Raw genomic sequence first — 20,309 nt, forward strand, 5'->3', positions numbered from 1 at the left:
GTCAATTTTAACAAATATTTGTAAATAACCATTAAATTAAATTAACACTCACACAGTTGTTGGTTTTATACCTCCGGTCCTTAATTGGAAATTACTGTGGTGGCTTAACCGGGAATAAATATGAAAATACCTAACGTTACAATTCAACAATTATTAGAAGCTGGTGTTCATCTTGGACACAAAACTTTGAGATGGAATCCAAAAATGAAGAAATATATTTTTGGAAAAAGAGACTCAATTCACATTATAGATTTAACCCAAACACTTGAATTAACCAAAGTAGCTTTAGAAAAGGTCTATAATACAATAGCAAATAATGGAAAAATTTTATTTGTTTCAACTAAAAAACAAGCATCAGAAGCTATTGCAGAAGTTGCAAAAGAAACAGATCAGTACTTTGTGAACTATAGATGGTTAGGAGGAATGCTAACTAATTGGGGAACAATATCTAATTCAATTAAAAAATTAAAAAAATTAGAAATTGATTTAGCTGCTGAAAATAGAGGGTTTACTAAAAAAGAACTTCTCAAAATGAGTGTAAAAAAAGATAAACTTCAAAGATCTTTAGGTGGAATTGCAGAAATGAAAAAAGTTCCTGAATTAGTTTTTGTAATAGACACTAACTATGAGTCATTAGCTATTGCTGAGTCATCAAAATTAGGTATTCCTATAATTGCTATACTAGATAGTAATTCTAATCCAGATAATATTGATTATCCAATACCTGGAAATGATGATGCAAGAAGAGCAATAGATCTTTATTGTAACTTAATTAAGGAAACAATTAATAATGCAAAAAGTTCAATTCAATCATCTGAGCCTAAGCAAGAAAAAGCAAACGAAAGTAATGATGAAAGTAAAAATAAAACAATTCAAGAAATTGATAGAGAAAAATTAGAAAAAAAATTCTCTAACGAAGATAAAGGAAAGTTAAATTAAAATGAGCGATATAGAAAAAGTAAAAAAATTAAGAGAAGCTACAGGTGCTGGATTTAAAGATTGTAATTTAGCAATCAAAGAATCCCATGGTGATTTAGATAAGGCAATTGAAATTCTAAGAGTCAAAGGAATATCAAAAGCATCAAAAAAAATGTCTAGAGATGCACGAGAAGGAGTTGTTGTAGTATCTGGTGATGAAAATAAAACATCTGTGATAGAGGTAAATTGTGAAACTGATTTTGTTGCAAAGAATGATGATTTTATAAACTTTGTTAAAGAATTAAGTGAATTGAATAACCAACACAGTTCTAATCAAGATGAATTAAAAAAAGCTGCAATGAAAAATGGGCAAAGTGTAGATGATAATTTAGTAGCTCTAATTGCAAAAATTGGTGAAAAGATTACGATTGGTAAATCAAAAACTATTGAGAATAAAAGTGGTATAAATAATCACTACCTACACACAGTTGTAAAAGATAACGTTGCAAAATTAGCCGTATTAGTATCTCTTGATACAAATGATAAATCAGATACAGTTAAATCATTTGGCAAACAATTATCTATGCATATAGCAGCTTCAAATCCTTTAGCGCTAGAGTCAAATTTAATTGATCAAGCTATTATTAACAAAGAGCAAGAACTTGTCGCTGAGGAGCTAAAGAATTCAGGTAAACCTGAGGAAATAGCTAAAAAAATAAGCTTAGGAAAAATGAACAAGTTTAAGGAAGAAAATGCTCTTTTAACTCAAGCTTGGGTAATGGAACCTAAGAAAAAAGTTCAGGATATTGTTAAAGAACTTTCAATAGCTGATCTTAAAATTAAGGAATTCTTTAGATTAAAAATAGGAGAATAAATGTTTGACGAGAAATCTTATGGTCTAAAAATGGATAAAGCCATAGATGTATTTTCTAAAGAATTGTCATCTTTAAGAACTGGTAGAGCCAATGCAGCAATGCTAGATCTTGTTAAAGTAGATGTTTACGGTCAACAAATGCCAATTAATCAAATTGGAAGTATAACAACACCAGAACCTAGAATGATAAATATACAGGTTTGGGATGCAAATAATGTTCCACTTTTAGATGCTGCGATTAAGAAATCAGATTTAGGCTTAAATCCTCAAATTGATGGTCAATTAATTAGATTACCTATTCCTGAGTTAAATGAGGAAAGAAGATCTGAAATAAAAAAATTAATTAAATCAATTGGTGAAAAATGTAAAGTTTCCATAAGAAATATACGAAGAGAGGCAAATGATGATCTTAAAAAGATGTTAAAGTCTAAAGAAATTGGTGAAGATGATGAAAAATCAAAGGAAAAAATTATTCAAACAATAACAGACGAACATATAAAATCAGTAGATGACAAGGTTTCTTCAAAAGAGAAAGAAATAATGACAATATGAACCCATTAAATCATGTAGCCATAATAATGGATGGCAATGGTAGGTGGGGTATAAAGAACAAAAATTCTAGAAATGCTGGACATAAGGCTGGTTTAAAAACTGTTGAGAAAATTATTAATCATTCAATTAAAAATAAAATAAAGTTTCTAACATTATATGCTTTTTCAACAGAAAATTGGAAGAGACCAAAAAAAGAAATTACTTTTCTTTTTCAATTGTTAGAGACATTTCTTTTAAAGAGATTAGAAAACCTTAATAATCAGGATATTAAATTAAAAATTATTGGTATAAAAAAATTTTCAAAAAAGTTAAATCAACTTTTAACATTAGCTGAAAAAAAAACATCTAACAACAAATCATTACAGATAAATTTAGCTCTTAACTATGGCTCAAAATATGAATTAGTTGATGCTTTTAAAAAATTAAGAAAAAATAAAGATAAAATAAGTGAAAAAAATATTAATAAATATTTACAAACAAAAGATATTCCTGATCCTGATTTGCTAATCAGAACAGGAAATACAAAGAGATTAAGTAATTTTTTACTATGGCAATTAGCATATTCAGAAATTTTTTTTGAAAAAAAATTATGGCCTGACTTTAATGAAAAAGATTTTAATAAAATTCTTAAAAAATATAAATTAATAAAAAGGAATTTTGGAAATATTTAATGACAAAAAATATCGTAAAAAGAATTTTCACATCTTTGATTTTAATAACATTATTATTTATCGGTCTTTACAATAATGATTTTACTTGGAATGTATTAGTAACAATTTTTTTAATTATATGTTTTTATGAATTTTATAATTTAATAAATAAAATTAATTTAAATAAATTTTTTTCTATTTTACTGACTTTTTTAATTGGTTTTTATTTGTATATTTTTTATTTAATATTAATAAGTATTAAAGCTCAATTAGGCGAGGAGGTAATATTAATTTTATTAATAACTTGTATATTTTCAGATATTGGAGGTTACATATTTGGAAAATTGTTTGGTGGTCCCAAATTAACTAGTATAAGTCCTAATAAAACAATATCAGGATCTATAGGTTCAATTTTATTAACTATTATTGGGACAATTTTATTTATATTATTGTTAGCAAGTATTGAAAAAAAACCTATAAATTTAGAACTAACATTAGAGTTTAATTTTTGGTTAATAATCATGTCAATCTATTGTCAAATAGGTGATTTATTAATTTCATATTTAAAACGAAAGGCAAAAGTAAAAGATACTGGCAATATACTTCCAGGTCACGGAGGTATTTTAGATAGATTAGATGGGATGTTATTTGCTATTCCTTTTGGCGTGTTAACATATTTTATTTTGACTTAAATAATATGAAAAAAAAAATTGCAATTTTAGGCTCAACAGGTTCAATTGGAAAATCTTTATTAAAAATTGTTAAAAAAAATAAAAAAGAATTCGAAATTGTATTACTTAGCTCAAATAAAAATTATAAAGTACTTTTAAAACAAATAAAAATTTTTAATGTTAAAAATGTAGTTATTACAAATATAAAAAGTTATAAAAAATTTGTAAAAATAAATAAGAATAATAAAATTAAAATATATAATAATTTTAATGATTTTAAATTAATTTTTAAACATAAAATTGATTATGTAATGAGCTCAATTACAGGTATTGACGGTTTAAAACCAACATTAAATATAATTCCTTTTACTAAAACATTAGCTGTAGCAAATAAAGAGTCAATAATTTGTGGTTGGAATTTAATTAAAAAAAAAATAAAAAAATTTAAAACAATATTTGTACCAGTTGACTCTGAACATTTTTCAATTTGGTATGCACTGAACAACAAAAAAGATACCAATATAAAAAAAATATATTTAACTGCTTCAGGAGGACCTTTAAACAATTTACCAATTAGTAAATTTAAATCAGTTAAAATTTCACAAGCATTGAAACATCCAAATTGGAGTATGGGAAAAAAAATATCAATTGACTCCGCAACAATGATGAATAAAGTTTTTGAAATTATTGAGGCAAAAAATATATTTGATTTTAGTTTTGATAAACTTGGTATACTGGTTCACCCAAAATCATATATACATTCTATAATATGCTTTAATAATGGAATGATTGAAATTATTGCTCATGATACAGACATGAAAATTCCAATATTTAATACTCTTAGTATGGACTTAAATAAAAAATTCTCTTTAAAAAAATTAGATCTTGCAAAATTAAATAATTTAGATTTAAAACAAATTAATCTAAAAAAGTTTCCTTTAGTTAATATTTTAAAAAAAATACCTCAAAAAACATCATTATTTGAGACTGTTATTGTTTCTGCTAATGATGAGTTGGTAAAACTTTTTTTGGAAAAAAAAATAAATTTCAATGATATTCAAAAAAGATTAATTCAAATCGTTAACAATAAGAAATTTTATAAATACAAACGATTTCAGCCAAAAAATATTAATCAAATAGTTGATTTAAATAAACAAGTTAAGTTTCATATTAATTCAAAAAGTATATAAATAAATATGTTTAAAATTAATATTCAAATTATATTATTACTAATAATTAATTTATTATTTTTTAATTCTATTTCTTATTCTAAAAAATTTGAAAAAATTTTAGTTAATGGAAATGAAAGAATACCAACTGAGACTATAGTTGTATTCTCTGGACTAGAAAATATTGACGAAATTAATAATGATGAAATTAATAAAAGTTTAAAAAATCTTTATAAAACAAATTTCTTTAAAGATGTTAAAATAAAACTATTAGACAATAATTTAATAATTGAAGTTAAAGAATTTCCACTTATTGAAAATGTTAAAATAAAAGGAGTTAAAGCTAAAAAGATTCAAGATAATCTATATAATGAATTAAAACTAAAATCTCGTTCATCATATAATGATATTCTTTTGGAAAAAGATAAAAAAAATATTTTAAATTTTTTAAAAAATTCAGGTTATTATTTTTCTTCAGTTGACACTTATGTAATTGAACTAGATGATAATAAAGTTAGCGTTGAGTATAAAATTGATTTAGGTGAAAAGGCAAAAATTAAAAAAATTTCGTTTATAGGAAATAAAAAATTTAAAGATAATAAACTTAGAAGTGTCATTGTATCTGAAGAGTATAAATTTTGGAAAATTTTATCAGGAAAAAAATTTCTAAATGAAAATTTAATAAACTTGGACCAAAGGTTATTAAAAAATTTTTATCTAAACAAAGGTTATTATGATGTTCAAATAAATTCTTCTTTTGGGAAATATTTAGATGATGATACTTTTGAGCTGATATTTAATATAAATGCTAAGGAAAAATTATTCTTTAACGATTTAGCGATATCTATTCCAAAAGATTTTGATCCAAATAATTTTACTAAACTAAATAAAATATTTAGTAAAATTAAAGGAAGTCATTATTCATTAAATACAGTCGAGCAAATACTAGATGAAATAAATATTATTACATTAGATGAAGAATTCCAGTCTATTAACGCGATTGTTAATGAGTCCATTATAGATAATAAAATTAATCTAGAATTTATAATTAAAGAAACAGACAAAATAACTGTTAAAAGAATAAATGTATTAGGAAATGATGTTACTAGGGAAAATGTCATAAGAAATAATTTTGAACTTGATGAGGGAGATCCTTATAATGAAATATTACTCAAAAGAACTGAAAATAATTTAAAGAGTTTAAATTTTTTCAGTGATGTTAAAGTTGAAGCTAAAGATAGTGACGAAATAAATTCAAAAACTATTGATATAACTGTAAAAGAAAAACCTACTGGTGAATTATATGCTGGTGCTGGTGTTGGGACGAATGGTGGGACTATATCTTTTGGTGTTAGAGAAAATAATTATTTAGGAAAAGGCATGCAAGTTGAATCAAATTTAACTATTACCAGTGAAACAATTAAAGGTAATTTAAATTTATATAATCCAAACCTTAATAATTCTGACAAGTCAATTTTCTTAGATTTAGAAGCTTTAGAAATTGATAGAACTAAAACTTCTGGATATAAGACAAATAAAACTGGATTCAGCACAGGTACTAAATTTGAATATTTATCAGATTTTAACTTTGGTTTATCTGGTAAATCAACTTTTGAAAATATTGAGACAAATTCAACTGCTTCGAGCCAATTAAAAAAGCAAAAAGGAAATTTTTGGGATACATTTCTAAATCTTGATTTTGATTATGACAAACGTAATCAAAAATATAAAACAACAAAAGGTTTTAGAAGCTCTTACAATCTAAACATTCCTGTAATTAGTGAAGTTTCTACATTAACAAATTCATATACATATAATTATTACACAGAATTGTATGAAGATAATATTACAAATTTAACTATATTCTTAAAATCTGCCAATTCAATAAAAAATAAAGATATTAAAATTTCAGAAAGATTGTTTATACCTTCTAAAAATTTAAGAGGTTTTGAAAGAGGTAAGGTTGGACCAAAAGATGGTAAAGACTTTATTGGTGGTAATTATGTTGGAGCTTTAAATATTTCAACGACTGTGCCAAAACTTTTTGAAAATCTTCAAGAACTAGATTTTTTGATGTTTTTTGACGCTGCAAACATATGGGGTGTAGATTATAATTCTACTTTAGAAAATGACGATAAAATCAGAAGTTCTATTGGTATAGGTGTTGACTGGTTTACTCCTTTAGGACCCTTGAATTTTTCATTTGCTGAAACTTTGTCTAAAAGTTCTAGTGATATAACTGAAACCTTTAGATTTAATTTAGGAACTACATTTTAATGAAGATAATTTTTAAAATCGTTCTAATTTTTTTTTTTAATATAAATATTTATGCTTACGCTGATGAAAAAATTGCCTTTATTAATTTAGAAAATGTTCTTGAAAAAACTATTTATGGGAAAAAAATATTAGATAAATTAAATATTGAAAATGATAAAAATATTAAAAATTTAAAAATATTTGAAAATGAATTGCAAACACTTGAAACAAATATTAAAAAAAAACAAAATATAATTTCTTCAGAAGAATATGCTAATGAGCTAAATAAATTAAAAATTAAAATTAAAAATTACACCGATAAAAAAAATGAATTAGTTGATAAATTTAAACAACTAAAAAATAATGAATTGAATATTTTCTTTAATGATATCAATCCTTATATAGAACAATATATGCGTGAAAATTCTATTTCCATCCTACTTGATAGTAAAAAAATTTATATTGGAAAATCAGAATCTGATATAACTTCATTAATAGTAGAATTGATAAATTTAAATTTTAAATAAAATGATAAGGTTAAATAAAAATCAAATTATTGAATTATTACCACATAGAGAGCCAATGTTATTAATTGATGAATTATATGATGTTAAGAAATTATTTTCAGCTACAGCTGTAGTTAATGTAAAAAAAAATAGTTTTTTTGTTCAAGGACACTTTCCAGATCAACCTGTGATGCCTGGTGTTTTGATAGTAGAGTCATTTGGACAAGCTGCAGCTGCATTGACAGCTCATGGTTTAGATAGATCTACCTATGAAAATAAATTAGTTTTTTTAATGGGTGTTGAAAAAGCACGTTTTAGAAATCCTGTTATACCTGACTGTAAATTAATATTAAAAATTGAAGCGATAAGAACTCATGGCAGAGTATGGAAATATAAAGGTGAGGCTTTTGTAAATGAAGTTAAAATGGCTGATGCAATTTGGTCAGCTACTATTGTAGATAAGAAATAAATAGCAATAAATATTGATAACATTAATGTAATTGCTCTGTTAAAAGCAATTATGTCTAATCCTTTCTTTAAAAACAGAGGTCCATTTTTAATTTCAGATATTTTTAATTTCCTTAATATCAAAAATGTGTCAGAGAAAATGAATATATCAATAAGTGACATAAAGGATTTGTATAGCTCTAATAGTTCTGACATAACATTCTTTCATTCAAAAAAATATAAAGAATTAGCCCAAAAAACAAAAGCAGCCTTTTGTATTACAACAGAGTCACTAAAAAATGAACTTCCAACTTCGTGCGTTCCTTTAATTGTTGAAAATGTATTGGTTTCAGTATCAAAGATAACTTCTATATTTTATCCTGATGCTATAGATGATGATTTTGATGATAGTGTTATTGATATTAATCAAACAGATTTTAAGGATAAAGTAACTTTTGGTAAAAATGTTTTAATTGGACAAAATGTATCACTAGGTACAAATTGCAAGATAGGTCATAATTCAATAATTGAAAAAAATGTATCTGTTGGAGATAATTGCACAATAGGTTCCAATACAATAATAAGAAATTCGCTAATAAGTAATAACGTAAAAGTTCTAGATAACTGCGTAGTTGGAAAGCATGGTTTTGGTTTCTTTCCAAATAAAAATAAGAATTTAAGATATCCACATATTGGCATTGTAATTATTGAGGAAAATTGTGAAATAGGATGTGGTTCTACAATCGACAGAGGATCAATGTCAAATACAGTCATAGGTAAAAACACTTACTTTGATAACCAAATACACATAGCTCATAATGTTAAAATAGGAGAAAATTCTATTATAGCAGGACAAGTGGGAATTGCTGGTAGCTCAATTATTGGTTCGAATGTAAGAATAGGTGGCCAAGCAGGAATTTCAGGACATATTAAAATTGGTAATAATGTAGAAATTGGAGGTGGCTCAGGTGTAATTAAAAATATTCCAGATAATACAAAAGTAATGGGTTACCCAGCAAAAAATATCAGAGATTTTTTAAGAGATAATAAATGATACACAAAACTGCAATTATTGATTCAAATGCTAAAATTTCTCAAAATGTAACAATTGGACCTTATTCTATTATAGGTGCAAATGTAGAAATAGGAGATGGAACAGTAATTCAGTCTCATGTAAATATAACAGGTGATACTAAGATTGGTGCTAACAATAAAATTTATTCATTTGCTTCTATAGGAAATGATCCACAAGATTTAAAATTTAAGGGTGAAAAAACTTTATTAGAGATAGGTGATAATAATCAAATAAGAGAATATGTTACTATAAATCCAGGCACAAAAGGTGGTGGAGGTAAAACCAAAGTAGGCAATAATTGTTTGTTTATGGTGTCTTCTCACATTGCTCATGATTGTATTGTTGGTGATAATGTTATTTTAGCAAATAATGTGCCATTGGGTGGCCATGCTCATGTAGATAATAATGCCATAATTGGTGGTAATTCAGCTGTACAACAATTTACTAGGGTTGGTAAATTTGCAATGATAGGTGGCATGTGTGGTGTAGTAAGAGATGTGATACCATATGGAATAGCACACGGAAATAGAAGTATATTGCAAGGAATAAATCTTATTGGTTTAAGAAGGAAAAATATTTCAAATAAAGAAATATTATCTCTTAGCGAAGCTTATAAAATAATATTTAAGAATGAAAATTTAACAGAGAATTTAAGTAATTTATCAAATGATATAAGAAAAAATGAATTAGTTTCTGAAGTAGTTAGTTTTATAGAAAAAGATAAAAAAAGACCAATTTGCACTCCCTTTTCTAAATAAAATGATTGGTTTGTTTTTAGGTGACACAGATTTTCCTGAAATAGTTTTAAAGAAAATTAAAAAATTAAAAAAAGAATATTTTATTATAGATTTTTCTAAAAATAATAAATTTAAAAGAGATAAAAATTCTTACAGGATTAGCATTGGAAAATTTGGAAAAATAATCAAATTAATTAAAAAAAAAAAATCTAAAAAAGTTTTGTTTGCAGGTAAAATTGCAAAGCCTAATTTTACATCCCTTAGATTAGATTTTAAAGGTATATATTATATGCCAAGTGTTATTAGAGCTTCTAAAATTGGTGATGCTGCAATTATAAAATCTATAATTAAGATTCTTGCAGATGAAGATATTAAAGTTATTAGCTCTGTTTATTTTAATCCAGAACTATCTCTTAAAAAAGGAAATTATACAAAAAATAAGCCTAATATGAATGATAACAACTCAATTAAAAAAGCTAAAAATTATTTCAATAAAATTAATAGTTTGGATCACATACAGGCTTTAGTTGTCAAAGATCAAAAAATAATTGCAAAAGAGGGAAGGCAAGGAACAAAAAAAATGCTTTCAAAAGTAAAGAAAAATTCAAAAGGTATATTAATAAAATTACCTAAAAATAAACAAGATTTAAGAATGGATTTACCAACTGTTGGTTTGCAAACTTTAAAAGATATAAAAAAATATGGATTAAAGGGTCTAGTTTTAAAATCTAAAAAGAATATTTTTCTTGATAAAAAAGAAGTAATAAATTTTGCAAATAAAAATAAAATTTTTATTAAAGTTATATGAAAAAAATTTTTGTATTAACTGGTGAACCATCAGGAGACAAACTTGCATCAACTTTAATTTCAAGATTAAAACTAGAAAATTCTGAAATTGAATATTTATCAGTGGGTGGTACTCACCTAAAAAATTTGGGAATCAAGTCTATTTTTGATTTTAAAGAAATTACATATTTAGGATTTACAAGTGTATTGCTTAATATTTTTAGAATTAAATCAAAAATAAATAAAACTGTAGAAGAAATAGTAAAATTTAACCCTGATTTATTGTTAAGTGTTGATAGTCCTGATTTTACTTTGCGTGTAGCAGAAAAGGTTAAAAAAATAAATAACAACATTAAAACAATTCATTATGTAGCACCTCAAGTATGGGTATGGCGAAAGAATAGAGTTAAAAAAATTAAAAAATTTATTGATCACATTCTTTTGTTGTTTGAATTTGAAAAAAAATACTTTGATGAAGAAAATATTAATAATACTTTTGTTGGCCATCCTCTAATAGAAATAAATCAAAATAACAAAACTATTATTGATAATATTTTACCTAAAAATAAAAAAATAATATCTATATTTCCTGGTAGCAGAAATTCTGAAACTAATGTTTTGTTACCTATATTATTGGATTTTATTAAATTAATGAATAAAAAGCATAAAGAATATTTTTTTTATATTCATGCAACAGAAGAAAATAAAAGTTTAATTTTAGAACATGTAAAAAAATATAACTTTGACAATATAGATATAGTGTCTGATGAAAATATTAAATCTGAAATTTTGTCTAAATCTATTTTTGCTGTTTCAAAATCTGGTACTGTTTCATTACAAATTTGTAATTTTAATGTTCCATCAATTATTATTTATAAACTTAGTTTTATAAATTTTATGATTTTTAAAATGTTAGTTAATGTAAAATTTGCAAATATTATAAATATAATTAATAATCGTGAGATAATCCCTGAATTACTTCAAAAAGAATGTAATGCAGATGAAATATATAGGTCTGTAATTTATTTTCTTAAAAACCCCGAGTTGATGAAAAAACAAGTAAGTGATTGTTCCAAAACTTTAGAGGGCATCAGATCTAAAACTTCATCTGTTAGTGAGGCAAGTTCTATTTTAATTAAGTATCTTTCTTAATCTTTTCTCAACATCTGCTTTACCTAAAGATATAACAATATCATATAGGCCTGGTCCAAATTTAGATCCTGTTAGGGCTACTCTTAACGGTTGACCTACACCTTTGAAATTTGTTTCATGTTTTTTTATCAAGTTGTTGACTATTGGTTCTAAATTATCTCTAGTTAAACTTTCTAAGTTTTTGATTTCATCTTGAAATTCATTAATTATTTTTTTGGATTTATCGTCAATTAGTTTTAAATCATTTTCATTAAAATTAACTTCATCATTAATGATATATTTTGCATTATTAAATATTTCTTCCAGTGTTTTCGCTTTATTTTTTAAAAATACTAAAGATGATTTTATTTTTGATGCTTTTTCTGTATTAATTTTATCTTTATATTCTTCACAATATCTCAAAAGATGATCATACAGATCATTTTCATCAATATTTTTGATATAGTGCTCATTCATTGACAAAATACGGCTCATATCTAATTTTGACGGTGATTTTCCAATACCTTCTAAGTTAAAAAATTTGATACTTTCCTCTAAAGTAAATATTTCTTTGTCTTGATATGACCATCCTAGTCTAAGTAAATAGTTTCTTAATGCGTCAGGCATAATTCCAATTTTTGAGTAGTCATTCAATGTTGAAGCATTATCTCTCTTTGATAATTTTTTACCGTCTATTGTGTGAATTAAAGGAATATGGGCAAAAAGTGGCACATCCCATTTCATTGCTTCATAAATTTGTATTTGTTTAAAGGTATTTATTTTATGGTCATCACCTCTAATTATATGCGTCATTCCCATTTCATGATCATCTACAGTTGCTGACAAATTATAAGTTGGAGTTCCATCATTTCTTAATATTACAAAATCTTCTATTGTACTGTTTTCAATTTCAACATCGCCCTGAACTAAATCCTTAAGAATTGAATTTCCTTCAATTTTACTTTTAAATCTAATTACAGGTTTAATTTCTTTAGGAGCATCTTTTTCTTCTGCATCCCTCCATTTTCTGTTGTAAATATAAGGTATTTTCTTTTGTCTAGCTCTTTTTTTTTGCTCTTCTATCTCTTCAGGTGAACAGTAACATTTATAGGCATACCTGTTTTTTAATAATTCATGTGCAATTTTTACATGATCATCAATTTTTTTTGATTGAATATATTCTTCACCATCATGTTTTATCCCTAACCAATTTAAGGATTTAATTATTTGTATTTTGTGTTCTTCTTTCGATCTTTCTTTGTCAGTATCTTCAATTCTTAAATGAAAAGTGCCTTTTTGATTTTTTGAATATAACCAATTAAATAAGGCAGTTCTAACACCACCAATATGAAGAGCCCCAGTAGGTGAGGGAGCAAAACGAGTTGCTACTTTTGACATCAGAGATATTTAGACTATTTTTTTAGAAGTTTCTATATAAAGATACTAAAACACCCTGAACTTTTACTCTATCGGGGCCAAATATTTTGGTTTCATAGTTTCTATTTGCACTTTCCAATGCAACAACTTTACCTTTTTTGCGAATTCTTTTTAACATTGCTTCATGTTCGTCAATTAATGCGACTACAATTTTTCCGTTATCTGCTGTATCTGTTCTTTTAATAATAACTGTGTCTCCTTCGTGGATTCCGGCTTCAATCATTGAGTCTCCTTGAACTTTCAATCCAAAATAATCTCCATTTTTTTCTAAATTATTTGGTAATGGTATTCTTGAAACTTCATTTTGTATTGCTTCAACAGGAGTACCTGCAGCAATTTTTCCTAATACTGGAACCTCCATTTCATCTGCATTGTTAATTTCATCGTCTAAACCACCTTTTATAACGCTTGGTGAAAAACTATTGTAAATATCATTTGCTGAAGCTGTTTCAGGTAATTTTACTACCTCTAAAGCTCTCGCTTTATGAGCTAATCTTTTAATAAATCCTCTTTCTTCTAAGGCGCTAATCAATCTATGAATACCTGACTTTGATTTTAAGTTTAGAGATTGTTTCATCTCTTCGTAAGAAGGAGATACACCAGAACTTCTCAACTTCTTGTTGATAAATAAAAGCAGGTTTTTTTGTTTTTTTGTTAGCATAAGAACAAATATCGTACAAATGATGTTCTATAAAAGTTCTTTTGTTTTAACAATACTAAAAAAATTTAGTAAAATAGCGCTTAAATTGACTACAAAACTGAAAAAATTGAATTTTCATCCAATTTTTTCAAAAGTGATTCACCAATTAAAAAAGTATTAATTGAAGTCTTACTGTTTAATTCCAATAATTCTTCTTTAGATTTAATACCACTCTCAGAAATTAGAGGTCCTTTATGGTTTTTTACAACATTATAAATATCATAGGTTGTATTTATATCAGTTTTAAGTGTTTTTAAGTTTCTGTTGTTAATACCAATTAGTGCATCTTTAAAATTTAATGCCTTTTGAGCCTCTTCAACAGTATGTACTTCTACTATTACTGACATATCTAATTTCAATGCCTCTTGATATAAATTGTTTGCAAGATCATCTGAGACTCCAGCTAAAATAATTAGAATTGCATCTGCACCATAACTTTTGGCAAGTGGCACTTGAAAAGTATCAATAAAAAAATCTTTACATAATATCGGTAAGTTAACCTTATCCTTTATTTTACTTATATGGATTAAATTTCCTAAAAAATAATCTTCTTCAGTTAAAACTGATAAACAAGTAGCATTATTTTTTAAATAAATATTAGCAATTTCTACTGGATTGTAGTCTTTAATTATAACACCCGCAGAAGGACTTGCTTTTTTTATTTCAGCAATAATTGAAGTTTTATTTTCTTTTAAGTTATTTTCAATTTTACCTTTAAAATTTATGTATGATTTATTTTTTTGTATTAATTCATCTAATTTTTTAAGATCTATTGATTTTTTTAGATTATCAATTTTTTCGATTTTTTTTTTAATTATATTTTCTAAAACGTTTTCAGACATTTTGTATTTGTTCCAAATGTGAAAAAGTTTTACCAGAAAGAATAAATTGTCTTGCGTGATTATAGGCTTCTTTAAAATCAACAAACTTTTCTGCAACGATTAAACCAGCTGCAGCATTTAAACAAACTGCTTTTGAAAAATCATTATCTTTACCTTTAAATATTTCAATCATTTTATCTGCATTAAATTTTGCATCATTACCAATTAAATTCTCAAATTTCTCTGCATTCACACCAATTGAATTAGGATCAACCAAAATTTCAGATATTTCTCCATTCTTCAATTGTATTATATTTGTTTTTGCATAAGGAGATATTTCATCCAATCCATCTTCGCTGTTTACTATCCACGCAAATTTTATATTTAAATTTTTTAATCCCTCTGCAAAAATTGTTAATAATTTTTTATCAAATACTCCAACAACCTGTCTTTCTACTAGAGCGGGATTACTTAAAGGACCAATCATATTGAAAATAGTTCTTTTACCGATTTTCTTTCTTACAGGGCCTACAAATCTCATAGCACTATGATAATTTGGAGCAAACATAAAACCAAAATTGTTATTGCTTATTTCTCGTTCTATTTCTCTCGGCTCTAAATCAATTTTAATATTAAGAGCTTCCAAAACATCTCCAGAGCCACATTTTGAGGATACAGCTTTATTGCCGTGTTTTGCAACTTTTATACCCATACTAGCCAAAAGCAAGGCTGATGCAGTTGATATATTAACAGTGTTCATACCGTCACCACCTGTACCGCATGTATCTATACAATCTTGAACGTTTACTCTTTTAGATTTTTCTCTAAGGACATAAACACCCCCAGCAATTTCATCTGCAACTTCTCCTTTTTCTGAAAGAAGTGTTAAAAAATTATAGATTTGATCCTCATCAGCTTTACCAGTCATTAAAATCTCAAATGCTGACTTACTTTCTTCAAAGGTTAAATTTTCTTTATTTTTAAGTTTTTCTAAAATCTTTTTCATAAAATTAATAATTAATAAAATTTTTTAAAATTTTCATTCCCATCTTAGTTTTAATACTTTCTGGATGAAATTGTACACCATGAATATTAAATTGCTTATGTTGGATAGCCATAATTACCCCATCATTAGTTTCAGCCGTAATCTCTAAATCTTTCGAGAGGGTTTTTTTATCAATAATTAAGCTATGATATCTTGTAGCCTCAAAGGAACGAGGCAGATTTTTTAAAATCCCAATTTTTTTTGATTTAATTTTGCTAGTTTTTCCATGCATTAATTTTTTTGCCTGGATAATTTTAGATCCAAAAACTTGACCTATAATTTGATGTCCAAGACAAACACCTAAGAAAGGTAATTTTTTATATAATGATTTTAAAATTCTTATGCAATTTCCAGATTGATTTGGATTTCCAGGTCCAGGTGAAATAACAATTTTATCATATTTTTTTCTTAATATTTCTTTAGAGTCAATTTTATCATTTCTTATGACATCAACTTTTGCATCTAATGAAGAAATGTAATGATAAAGATTAAATGTAAAACTATCATAATTATCTATTAATAATATTTTCATTATCTTAAAGCATTTATCAAAGCTTTCGCCTTGTTCACTGTTTCATCATATTCTTTTATAGGCTTACTATCAGCCACGATACCTGCTCCAGCTTGTACATAGAATTTTTTATTTTTTGCTACAGCTGTTCTTAATGCAATACAAGTATCAAATTCTCCATTAGCAGAAAAATATCCAATTCCACCAGCGTAAACTTTTCTTCTTGATGTCTCTAATTCATCAATAATTTCCATTGCTCTTATCTTAGGAGCACCAGATACAGTACCAGCAGGAAATCCTGCCAACAGTGATTTAAATTTTGAAAACTTTTTATTATACTCTCCAACTACATTGGAAACTATATGCATTACATGAGAGTACCTCTCAATTATGAAACTCTCAGTTACTTTTACAGTATTTATTTTTGATACTTTACCAGCATCATTTCTTCCTAGATCTAAAAGCATTAAATGTTCAGAAAGTTCTTTTTTGTCTTTAAGAAGGTCTTTTTCATAAAAAAGATCTTCTTTTTTATTTTTTCCTCTTGGTCTAGTACCCGCTATTGGTCTAACTGTAATTTTATTATCTCTTAGTCTTACTAAAATTTCTGGACTTGCTCCAATAATTTGGAAGTCATTAAAATTGAAGTAAAACATAAAAGGAGAGGGGTTCGTTACTCTAAGTTTTTTATAAATTTCCAAAGGTTTTTTTGTTAATTTTGCTTCAAATCTTTGACTTAAAACAACTTGAAAAATATCACCAAGTTTAATGTATTGCTTAGCTTTATTAACCATTGCAAGAAATTTATTTTTAGATGTGTTTGATTTAACTTTAATTTTTTTTTCTTTTAATACTTTTTTTGTATCAATATTTTTGATCGATGATTGAATTAATAGTTTAAATAGATCAGTTTTTATAGAGTCATATTTTTTCTGATAATTTTTAATTTTTTCATCATTAAAAACATTACTTATATAAAATATTTCTTTTTTTAAATTATCATGAATTACCAAGGTTCTTGGTCTTATCAATCTTACATCAGGTAAATTAAGATCATTTTTACATGAGTTAGGAATTTTTTCTATGTACCTAATAGAGTCGTAAGAAAAGTAACCTGAAATTAGCGAACAAATTTTAGGTAAATTCTTAGGTGTATCAAATTTAAAATTTTCAATAATTTTTTCTATTAACTCTTCTGGTTTATCTTTAAGAATGATTTTTTTATTTTCAGTGATTAAATATGACTTTTGGTTGTTGAACTCCCATATCTTATCAGGATCTTTACCAAAAATTGTGTATCTACCTTTAATTTTTCCTTTCTCAACAGACTCAAATATAAAACTATTTTTTTCTTCTAAAAAATTATCAATTAAATTTATTACTTCATCATCAGAATTTACTTTTTTAGAAGTGTATATAATCTGATTTTTTTTGCTTCTATGTCGAAACTTAAAATCTTTGAAGCTTCGATTAATTATCATTTGAAATAGTTTTTAATTCTATCAATAGTTTTTTGATTTAGTTGAACCTGATATTTATTATTCAACAGGGTATCGTAAGATTGTAAAATACTTTTTCTGTTGTTTGTATTTTGTGAATTTACAAATCCTTTATATTCCTCACCTTGTTTATTTATTTTATTTTTATTTATATCTTTTATTTTGACTAAAAATATTTGATCATTAGTATTGTTTACTAAAGCAAAAGAATTTTGAGGTAATGAGTAGAGCATTTTAATTGAATTTATTTCAAACAGCCCATCATCACTAATTGAATTAATTGATCCAGTTTGGATTTTACCTGAACTTAACTCTATAAATTTACTTTCATTAAATCCATCATTCTGTATCTCTTCAATTATTTTTCTATTGTAATCAAATTTACCTTTTTGATAAATAAGCTCGACAATTTCACTTTTTACTATCTCATCATTTAGATCTGGTGAACGATCATATTCATTCTCTATATTATAAAGAATATAATTATCGCCACTTTCAAATATATCTAGTTTGCTTGATTTCTTAGAGTAAATTAACTTTTCGTTCGTACTAGTGTTTTCATCTGGAGCAAATTCATTAATATTATTCACATCAACATTTATATTTTCAATTATCGAACTAAAACTTTCATTTTGAGAAATTTTATTTTCTATTGCATCAATTTCGTCAAAAAAGTCTTGATTAAATTCATCAATTCCAATTAAATTTTTTGGATTTAAAACCACATATTTGAAGTCAATATATTCTCTTTTTAATTGATCTTTATTTTCTTCAATAAATGTATTGATTTCATCTGATGTATAATGTTCTTTAATCTTATATAAATTATCCATATCAAAGTATTCAATAGATAATGATTTATTGTTTTCTTCAAATTTACTTTCTATTAGAAATTCAGGGGTAACAGTACCTGCACCGATAAAATCAAATAAGTGTTTCTGTAAACCTTGATTTTTTAATTTCAACTCAAACAAAGGAGCAGACATATTATTTGAAAGTAAAAATTTTTCATATTTAATTCTTTCAAAAGCACCATTCTCGTCTTTAAAATTTTTATTGTCTTTTAAATATTTTAAAATTGTCTTTTCGTTTATAGAAAGTTTAAAATCTTCAATCTCTAGATCAATTAAAGTTGTTGAAATAAGTCCTGATAGTAATTCTTCTATAATGTTGTTGTCTAAATTATTTCTTATTGCTTCTTGTGAAATTCCACTTTGATTAACATAGTCCATGAAATCTTGAGTGGTAACGTTAGTTTTATTTATTTTAGCAATATTATTTTGATTGTTAGTACTAAAGCCACCGCCAAATCCACCAAAGCCAAAAGCTATTATGATGATTACTATTAGAACTAATCCACCAAATTGTTTCCAACCTAAATTTTTTAATTTTTCAACCATAACGTTATAAATTTATTGATCTGTAAAAAACAAATCTATAGATTAAAAAGTCAATTATGACAAATAAATATATGTATTTTATAGCTAATTGGAAAATGTTTGGAGATTTAAAAACTATAAATTCATTAGATAAAGTTATTAAATTCTCAAAAAGTCATAAAAAAAATAAATTCAAACTAATTTATTGTCCTCCAAATACTCTAATACGTCCAATCTCAAAAAGACTTGGTAAAACAAATATTGAAGTTGGTGCACAAAATTCTCATCAAAATTTAGATTATGGAGCTTTTACAGGCCAGGTTAATTCAAAAATGCTTAAAAGTGTTGGAGCAAAATATGTGATCTTGGGTCATTCCGAAAACAGAATGGCAGGAGAAGATGACAATCTAATTAATCTTAAAATAAAAAATTCAATTAAATCTGGTTTAAAAATTATTTTTTGTATTGGTGAAACTCTAAAACAAAAAAGAGATAAAAAGACTAATCAAGTTTTAAATAGTCAATTAAAGAAAGGATTAAAATCTATCATAAAAATTAATGATATAATTATTGCGTACGAACCAGTATGGTCAATTGGAACTGGTTTAATTCCTTCATCAGAGGAATTGTCTAAATCAATTAAATTTATAAAAAGTAAATTTGGAAAAAAATCTCCAAAAGTTTTATATGGAGGCTCTGTTAACAGTAAAAATATTGATCAATTAAAAATAATTCCTGACATAGATGGTTTTTTAATAGGTGGAGCATCACAAAATCCAAAGAAATTTATTGATATAATTAAAAAAACCATTAATTAAACCCACATGGAAACATTATTACTTGTAATTAACATCATACTTGCATTTATTTTAGTTGTGCTTGTGCTACTTCAAAAATCAGAGGGTGGCGCTTTAGGTATTGGTGTTTCTCAAGAAAATTTCATGCTATCTAGATCAGCTGGTAGTTTTATTACTAAAGCAACTGCTATAGTTGCAACTTTATTTATCATTTGTAGCTTAGCGCTGACAATAATTTCTAGAGCAGAATTAACGCCTACAGGATCAGTTTTAGACACTGTTGAAGAAAAAACTGAAGATACTCCATCAATTCCTGAAAATAATTAATTAATACTTTCTATTTCTTTT

22 protein-coding genes are annotated in these 20,309 nt (G+C 25.6%); 15 read left to right on the forward strand and 7 right to left on the reverse strand.

Annotation, left to right across the window (positions count from 1 at the left end):
• Positions 1-120: 120 nt before the first annotated feature.
• The 13 genes from rpsB to lpxB are packed head-to-tail and all read left to right on the forward strand — an operon-like array spanning position 121 to position 11,793.
• Positions 121-939, forward strand: coding sequence for a 30S ribosomal protein S2 (rpsB, locus tag ACTTBO_RS04500; protein WP_440656583.1), 819 nt, complete (start codon positions 121-123; stop codon positions 937-939).
• A gap of 1 nt (position 940) precedes the next feature.
• Positions 941-1,792 carry a translation elongation factor Ts gene (gene tsf, locus ACTTBO_RS04505; RefSeq protein WP_440656584.1) on the forward strand — a complete coding sequence of 284 codons (852 nt, stop codon included), beginning with the start codon at positions 941-943 and terminating at the stop codon, positions 1,790-1,792.
• Complete coding sequence (gene frr, locus ACTTBO_RS04510) at positions 1,793-2,344, forward strand: ribosome recycling factor (protein WP_440656585.1); 552 nt, start codon at positions 1,793-1,795, stop codon at positions 2,342-2,344. It begins immediately after the preceding gene.
• Entirely contained in the window at positions 2,341-3,015 is a 675-nt protein-coding gene (uppS, locus tag ACTTBO_RS04515; protein ID WP_440656586.1) for a polyprenyl diphosphate synthase, read from the forward strand. Before frr ends, uppS begins: the two co-directional genes overlap by 4 nt.
• A complete protein-coding gene (locus tag ACTTBO_RS04520; protein WP_440656587.1) occupies positions 3,015-3,686 on the forward strand; it encodes a phosphatidate cytidylyltransferase in 672 nt (223 codons plus the stop codon). The genes uppS and ACTTBO_RS04520 overlap by 1 nt, the downstream gene beginning before the upstream one ends.
• Before the next feature lie 5 nt (positions 3,687-3,691).
• Positions 3,692-4,855, forward strand: coding sequence for a 1-deoxy-D-xylulose-5-phosphate reductoisomerase (gene dxr, locus ACTTBO_RS04525; RefSeq protein ID WP_440656588.1), 1,164 nt, complete (start codon positions 3,692-3,694; stop codon positions 4,853-4,855).
• Between the two features lie 6 nt (positions 4,856-4,861).
• Entirely contained in the window at positions 4,862-7,111 is a 2,250-nt protein-coding gene (bamA, locus tag ACTTBO_RS04530; RefSeq protein WP_440656589.1) for an outer membrane protein assembly factor BamA, read from the forward strand.
• A complete protein-coding gene (locus ACTTBO_RS04535; RefSeq protein WP_440656590.1) occupies positions 7,111-7,617 on the forward strand; it encodes an OmpH family outer membrane protein in 507 nt (168 codons plus the stop codon). The genes bamA and ACTTBO_RS04535 overlap by 1 nt, the downstream gene beginning before the upstream one ends.
• 1 nt (position 7,618) lies before the next feature.
• Positions 7,619-8,065 carry a 3-hydroxyacyl-ACP dehydratase FabZ gene (gene fabZ, locus ACTTBO_RS04540; protein WP_440656591.1) on the forward strand — a complete coding sequence of 149 codons (447 nt, stop codon included), beginning with the start codon at positions 7,619-7,621 and terminating at the stop codon, positions 8,063-8,065.
• Positions 8,066-8,116: 51 nt separating this feature from the next.
• Entirely contained in the window at positions 8,117-9,097 is a 981-nt protein-coding gene (lpxD, locus tag ACTTBO_RS04545; protein ID WP_440656592.1) for a UDP-3-O-(3-hydroxymyristoyl)glucosamine N-acyltransferase, read from the forward strand.
• The gene (gene lpxA, locus ACTTBO_RS04550) at positions 9,094-9,876 is read left to right on the forward strand and encodes an acyl-ACP--UDP-N-acetylglucosamine O-acyltransferase (protein ID WP_440656593.1); all 783 of its coding nucleotides are present in this window, start codon (positions 9,094-9,096) and stop codon (positions 9,874-9,876) included. The genes lpxD and lpxA overlap by 4 nt, the downstream gene beginning before the upstream one ends.
• Before the next feature lies 1 nt (position 9,877).
• Positions 9,878-10,663: a UDP-2,3-diacylglucosamine diphosphatase LpxI domain-containing protein gene (gene lpxI / locus ACTTBO_RS04555; RefSeq protein ID WP_440656594.1), complete on the forward strand. Its 786-nt coding sequence runs from the start codon at positions 9,878-9,880 to the stop codon at positions 10,661-10,663.
• On the forward strand, positions 10,660-11,793 hold the full coding sequence (gene lpxB, locus ACTTBO_RS04560; protein ID WP_440656595.1) for a lipid-A-disaccharide synthase: 1,134 nt from the start codon (positions 10,660-10,662) through the stop codon (positions 11,791-11,793). The genes lpxI and lpxB overlap by 4 nt, the downstream gene beginning before the upstream one ends.
• Here lpxB and gltX read toward each other — a convergent pair.
• From gltX to ACTTBO_RS04595, 7 genes are all read right to left on the reverse strand, one after another.
• Entirely contained in the window at positions 11,773-13,170 is a 1,398-nt protein-coding gene (gene gltX, locus ACTTBO_RS04565) for a glutamate--tRNA ligase (protein WP_440656596.1), read from the reverse strand. The two genes, lpxB and gltX, sit on opposite strands and share 21 nt — an antisense overlap.
• A gap of 22 nt (positions 13,171-13,192) precedes the next feature.
• Positions 13,193-13,870, reverse strand: coding sequence for a transcriptional repressor LexA (gene lexA, locus ACTTBO_RS04570; protein ID WP_440656597.1), 678 nt, complete (start codon positions 13,868-13,870; stop codon positions 13,193-13,195).
• Between the two features lie 89 nt (positions 13,871-13,959).
• Positions 13,960-14,751, reverse strand: a complete 792-nt coding sequence (locus ACTTBO_RS04575; protein ID WP_440656598.1) for an indole-3-glycerol phosphate synthase TrpC — start codon at positions 14,749-14,751, stop codon at positions 13,960-13,962.
• Entirely contained in the window at positions 14,744-15,736 is a 993-nt protein-coding gene (gene trpD / locus ACTTBO_RS04580; protein WP_440656599.1) for an anthranilate phosphoribosyltransferase, read from the reverse strand. Before trpD ends, ACTTBO_RS04575 begins: the two co-directional genes overlap by 8 nt.
• Positions 15,737-15,740: 4 nt before the next feature.
• Positions 15,741-16,307, reverse strand: a complete 567-nt coding sequence (locus ACTTBO_RS04585; RefSeq protein WP_440656600.1) for an anthranilate synthase component II — start codon at positions 16,305-16,307, stop codon at positions 15,741-15,743.
• Positions 16,307-17,764, reverse strand: a complete 1,458-nt coding sequence (gene trpE / locus ACTTBO_RS04590) for an anthranilate synthase component I (RefSeq protein ID WP_440657128.1) — start codon at positions 17,762-17,764, stop codon at positions 16,307-16,309. Before trpE ends, ACTTBO_RS04585 begins: the two co-directional genes overlap by 1 nt.
• Entirely contained in the window at positions 17,764-19,185 is a 1,422-nt protein-coding gene (locus ACTTBO_RS04595; RefSeq protein WP_440656601.1) for a SurA N-terminal domain-containing protein, read from the reverse strand. Before ACTTBO_RS04595 ends, trpE begins: the two co-directional genes overlap by 1 nt.
• A 56-nt stretch (positions 19,186-19,241) precedes the next feature.
• On the opposite strand from ACTTBO_RS04595, the gene tpiA reads away from it, so the two are divergent.
• Together tpiA and secG are read left to right on the forward strand one after the other, a co-directional pair.
• Positions 19,242-19,982 carry a triose-phosphate isomerase gene (gene tpiA, locus ACTTBO_RS04600; RefSeq protein WP_440656602.1) on the forward strand — a complete coding sequence of 247 codons (741 nt, stop codon included), beginning with the start codon at positions 19,242-19,244 and terminating at the stop codon, positions 19,980-19,982.
• Positions 19,983-19,988: 6 nt separating this feature from the next.
• On the forward strand, positions 19,989-20,288 hold the full coding sequence (secG, locus tag ACTTBO_RS04605; protein WP_075506676.1) for a preprotein translocase subunit SecG: 300 nt from the start codon (positions 19,989-19,991) through the stop codon (positions 20,286-20,288).
• Positions 20,289-20,309 lie beyond the last annotated feature (21 nt).

Origin of the sequence: Candidatus Pelagibacter sp. HIMB1509 (assembly GCF_052047855.1) — a bacterium.
GTDB lineage: Bacteria > Pseudomonadota > Alphaproteobacteria > Pelagibacterales > Pelagibacteraceae > Pelagibacter.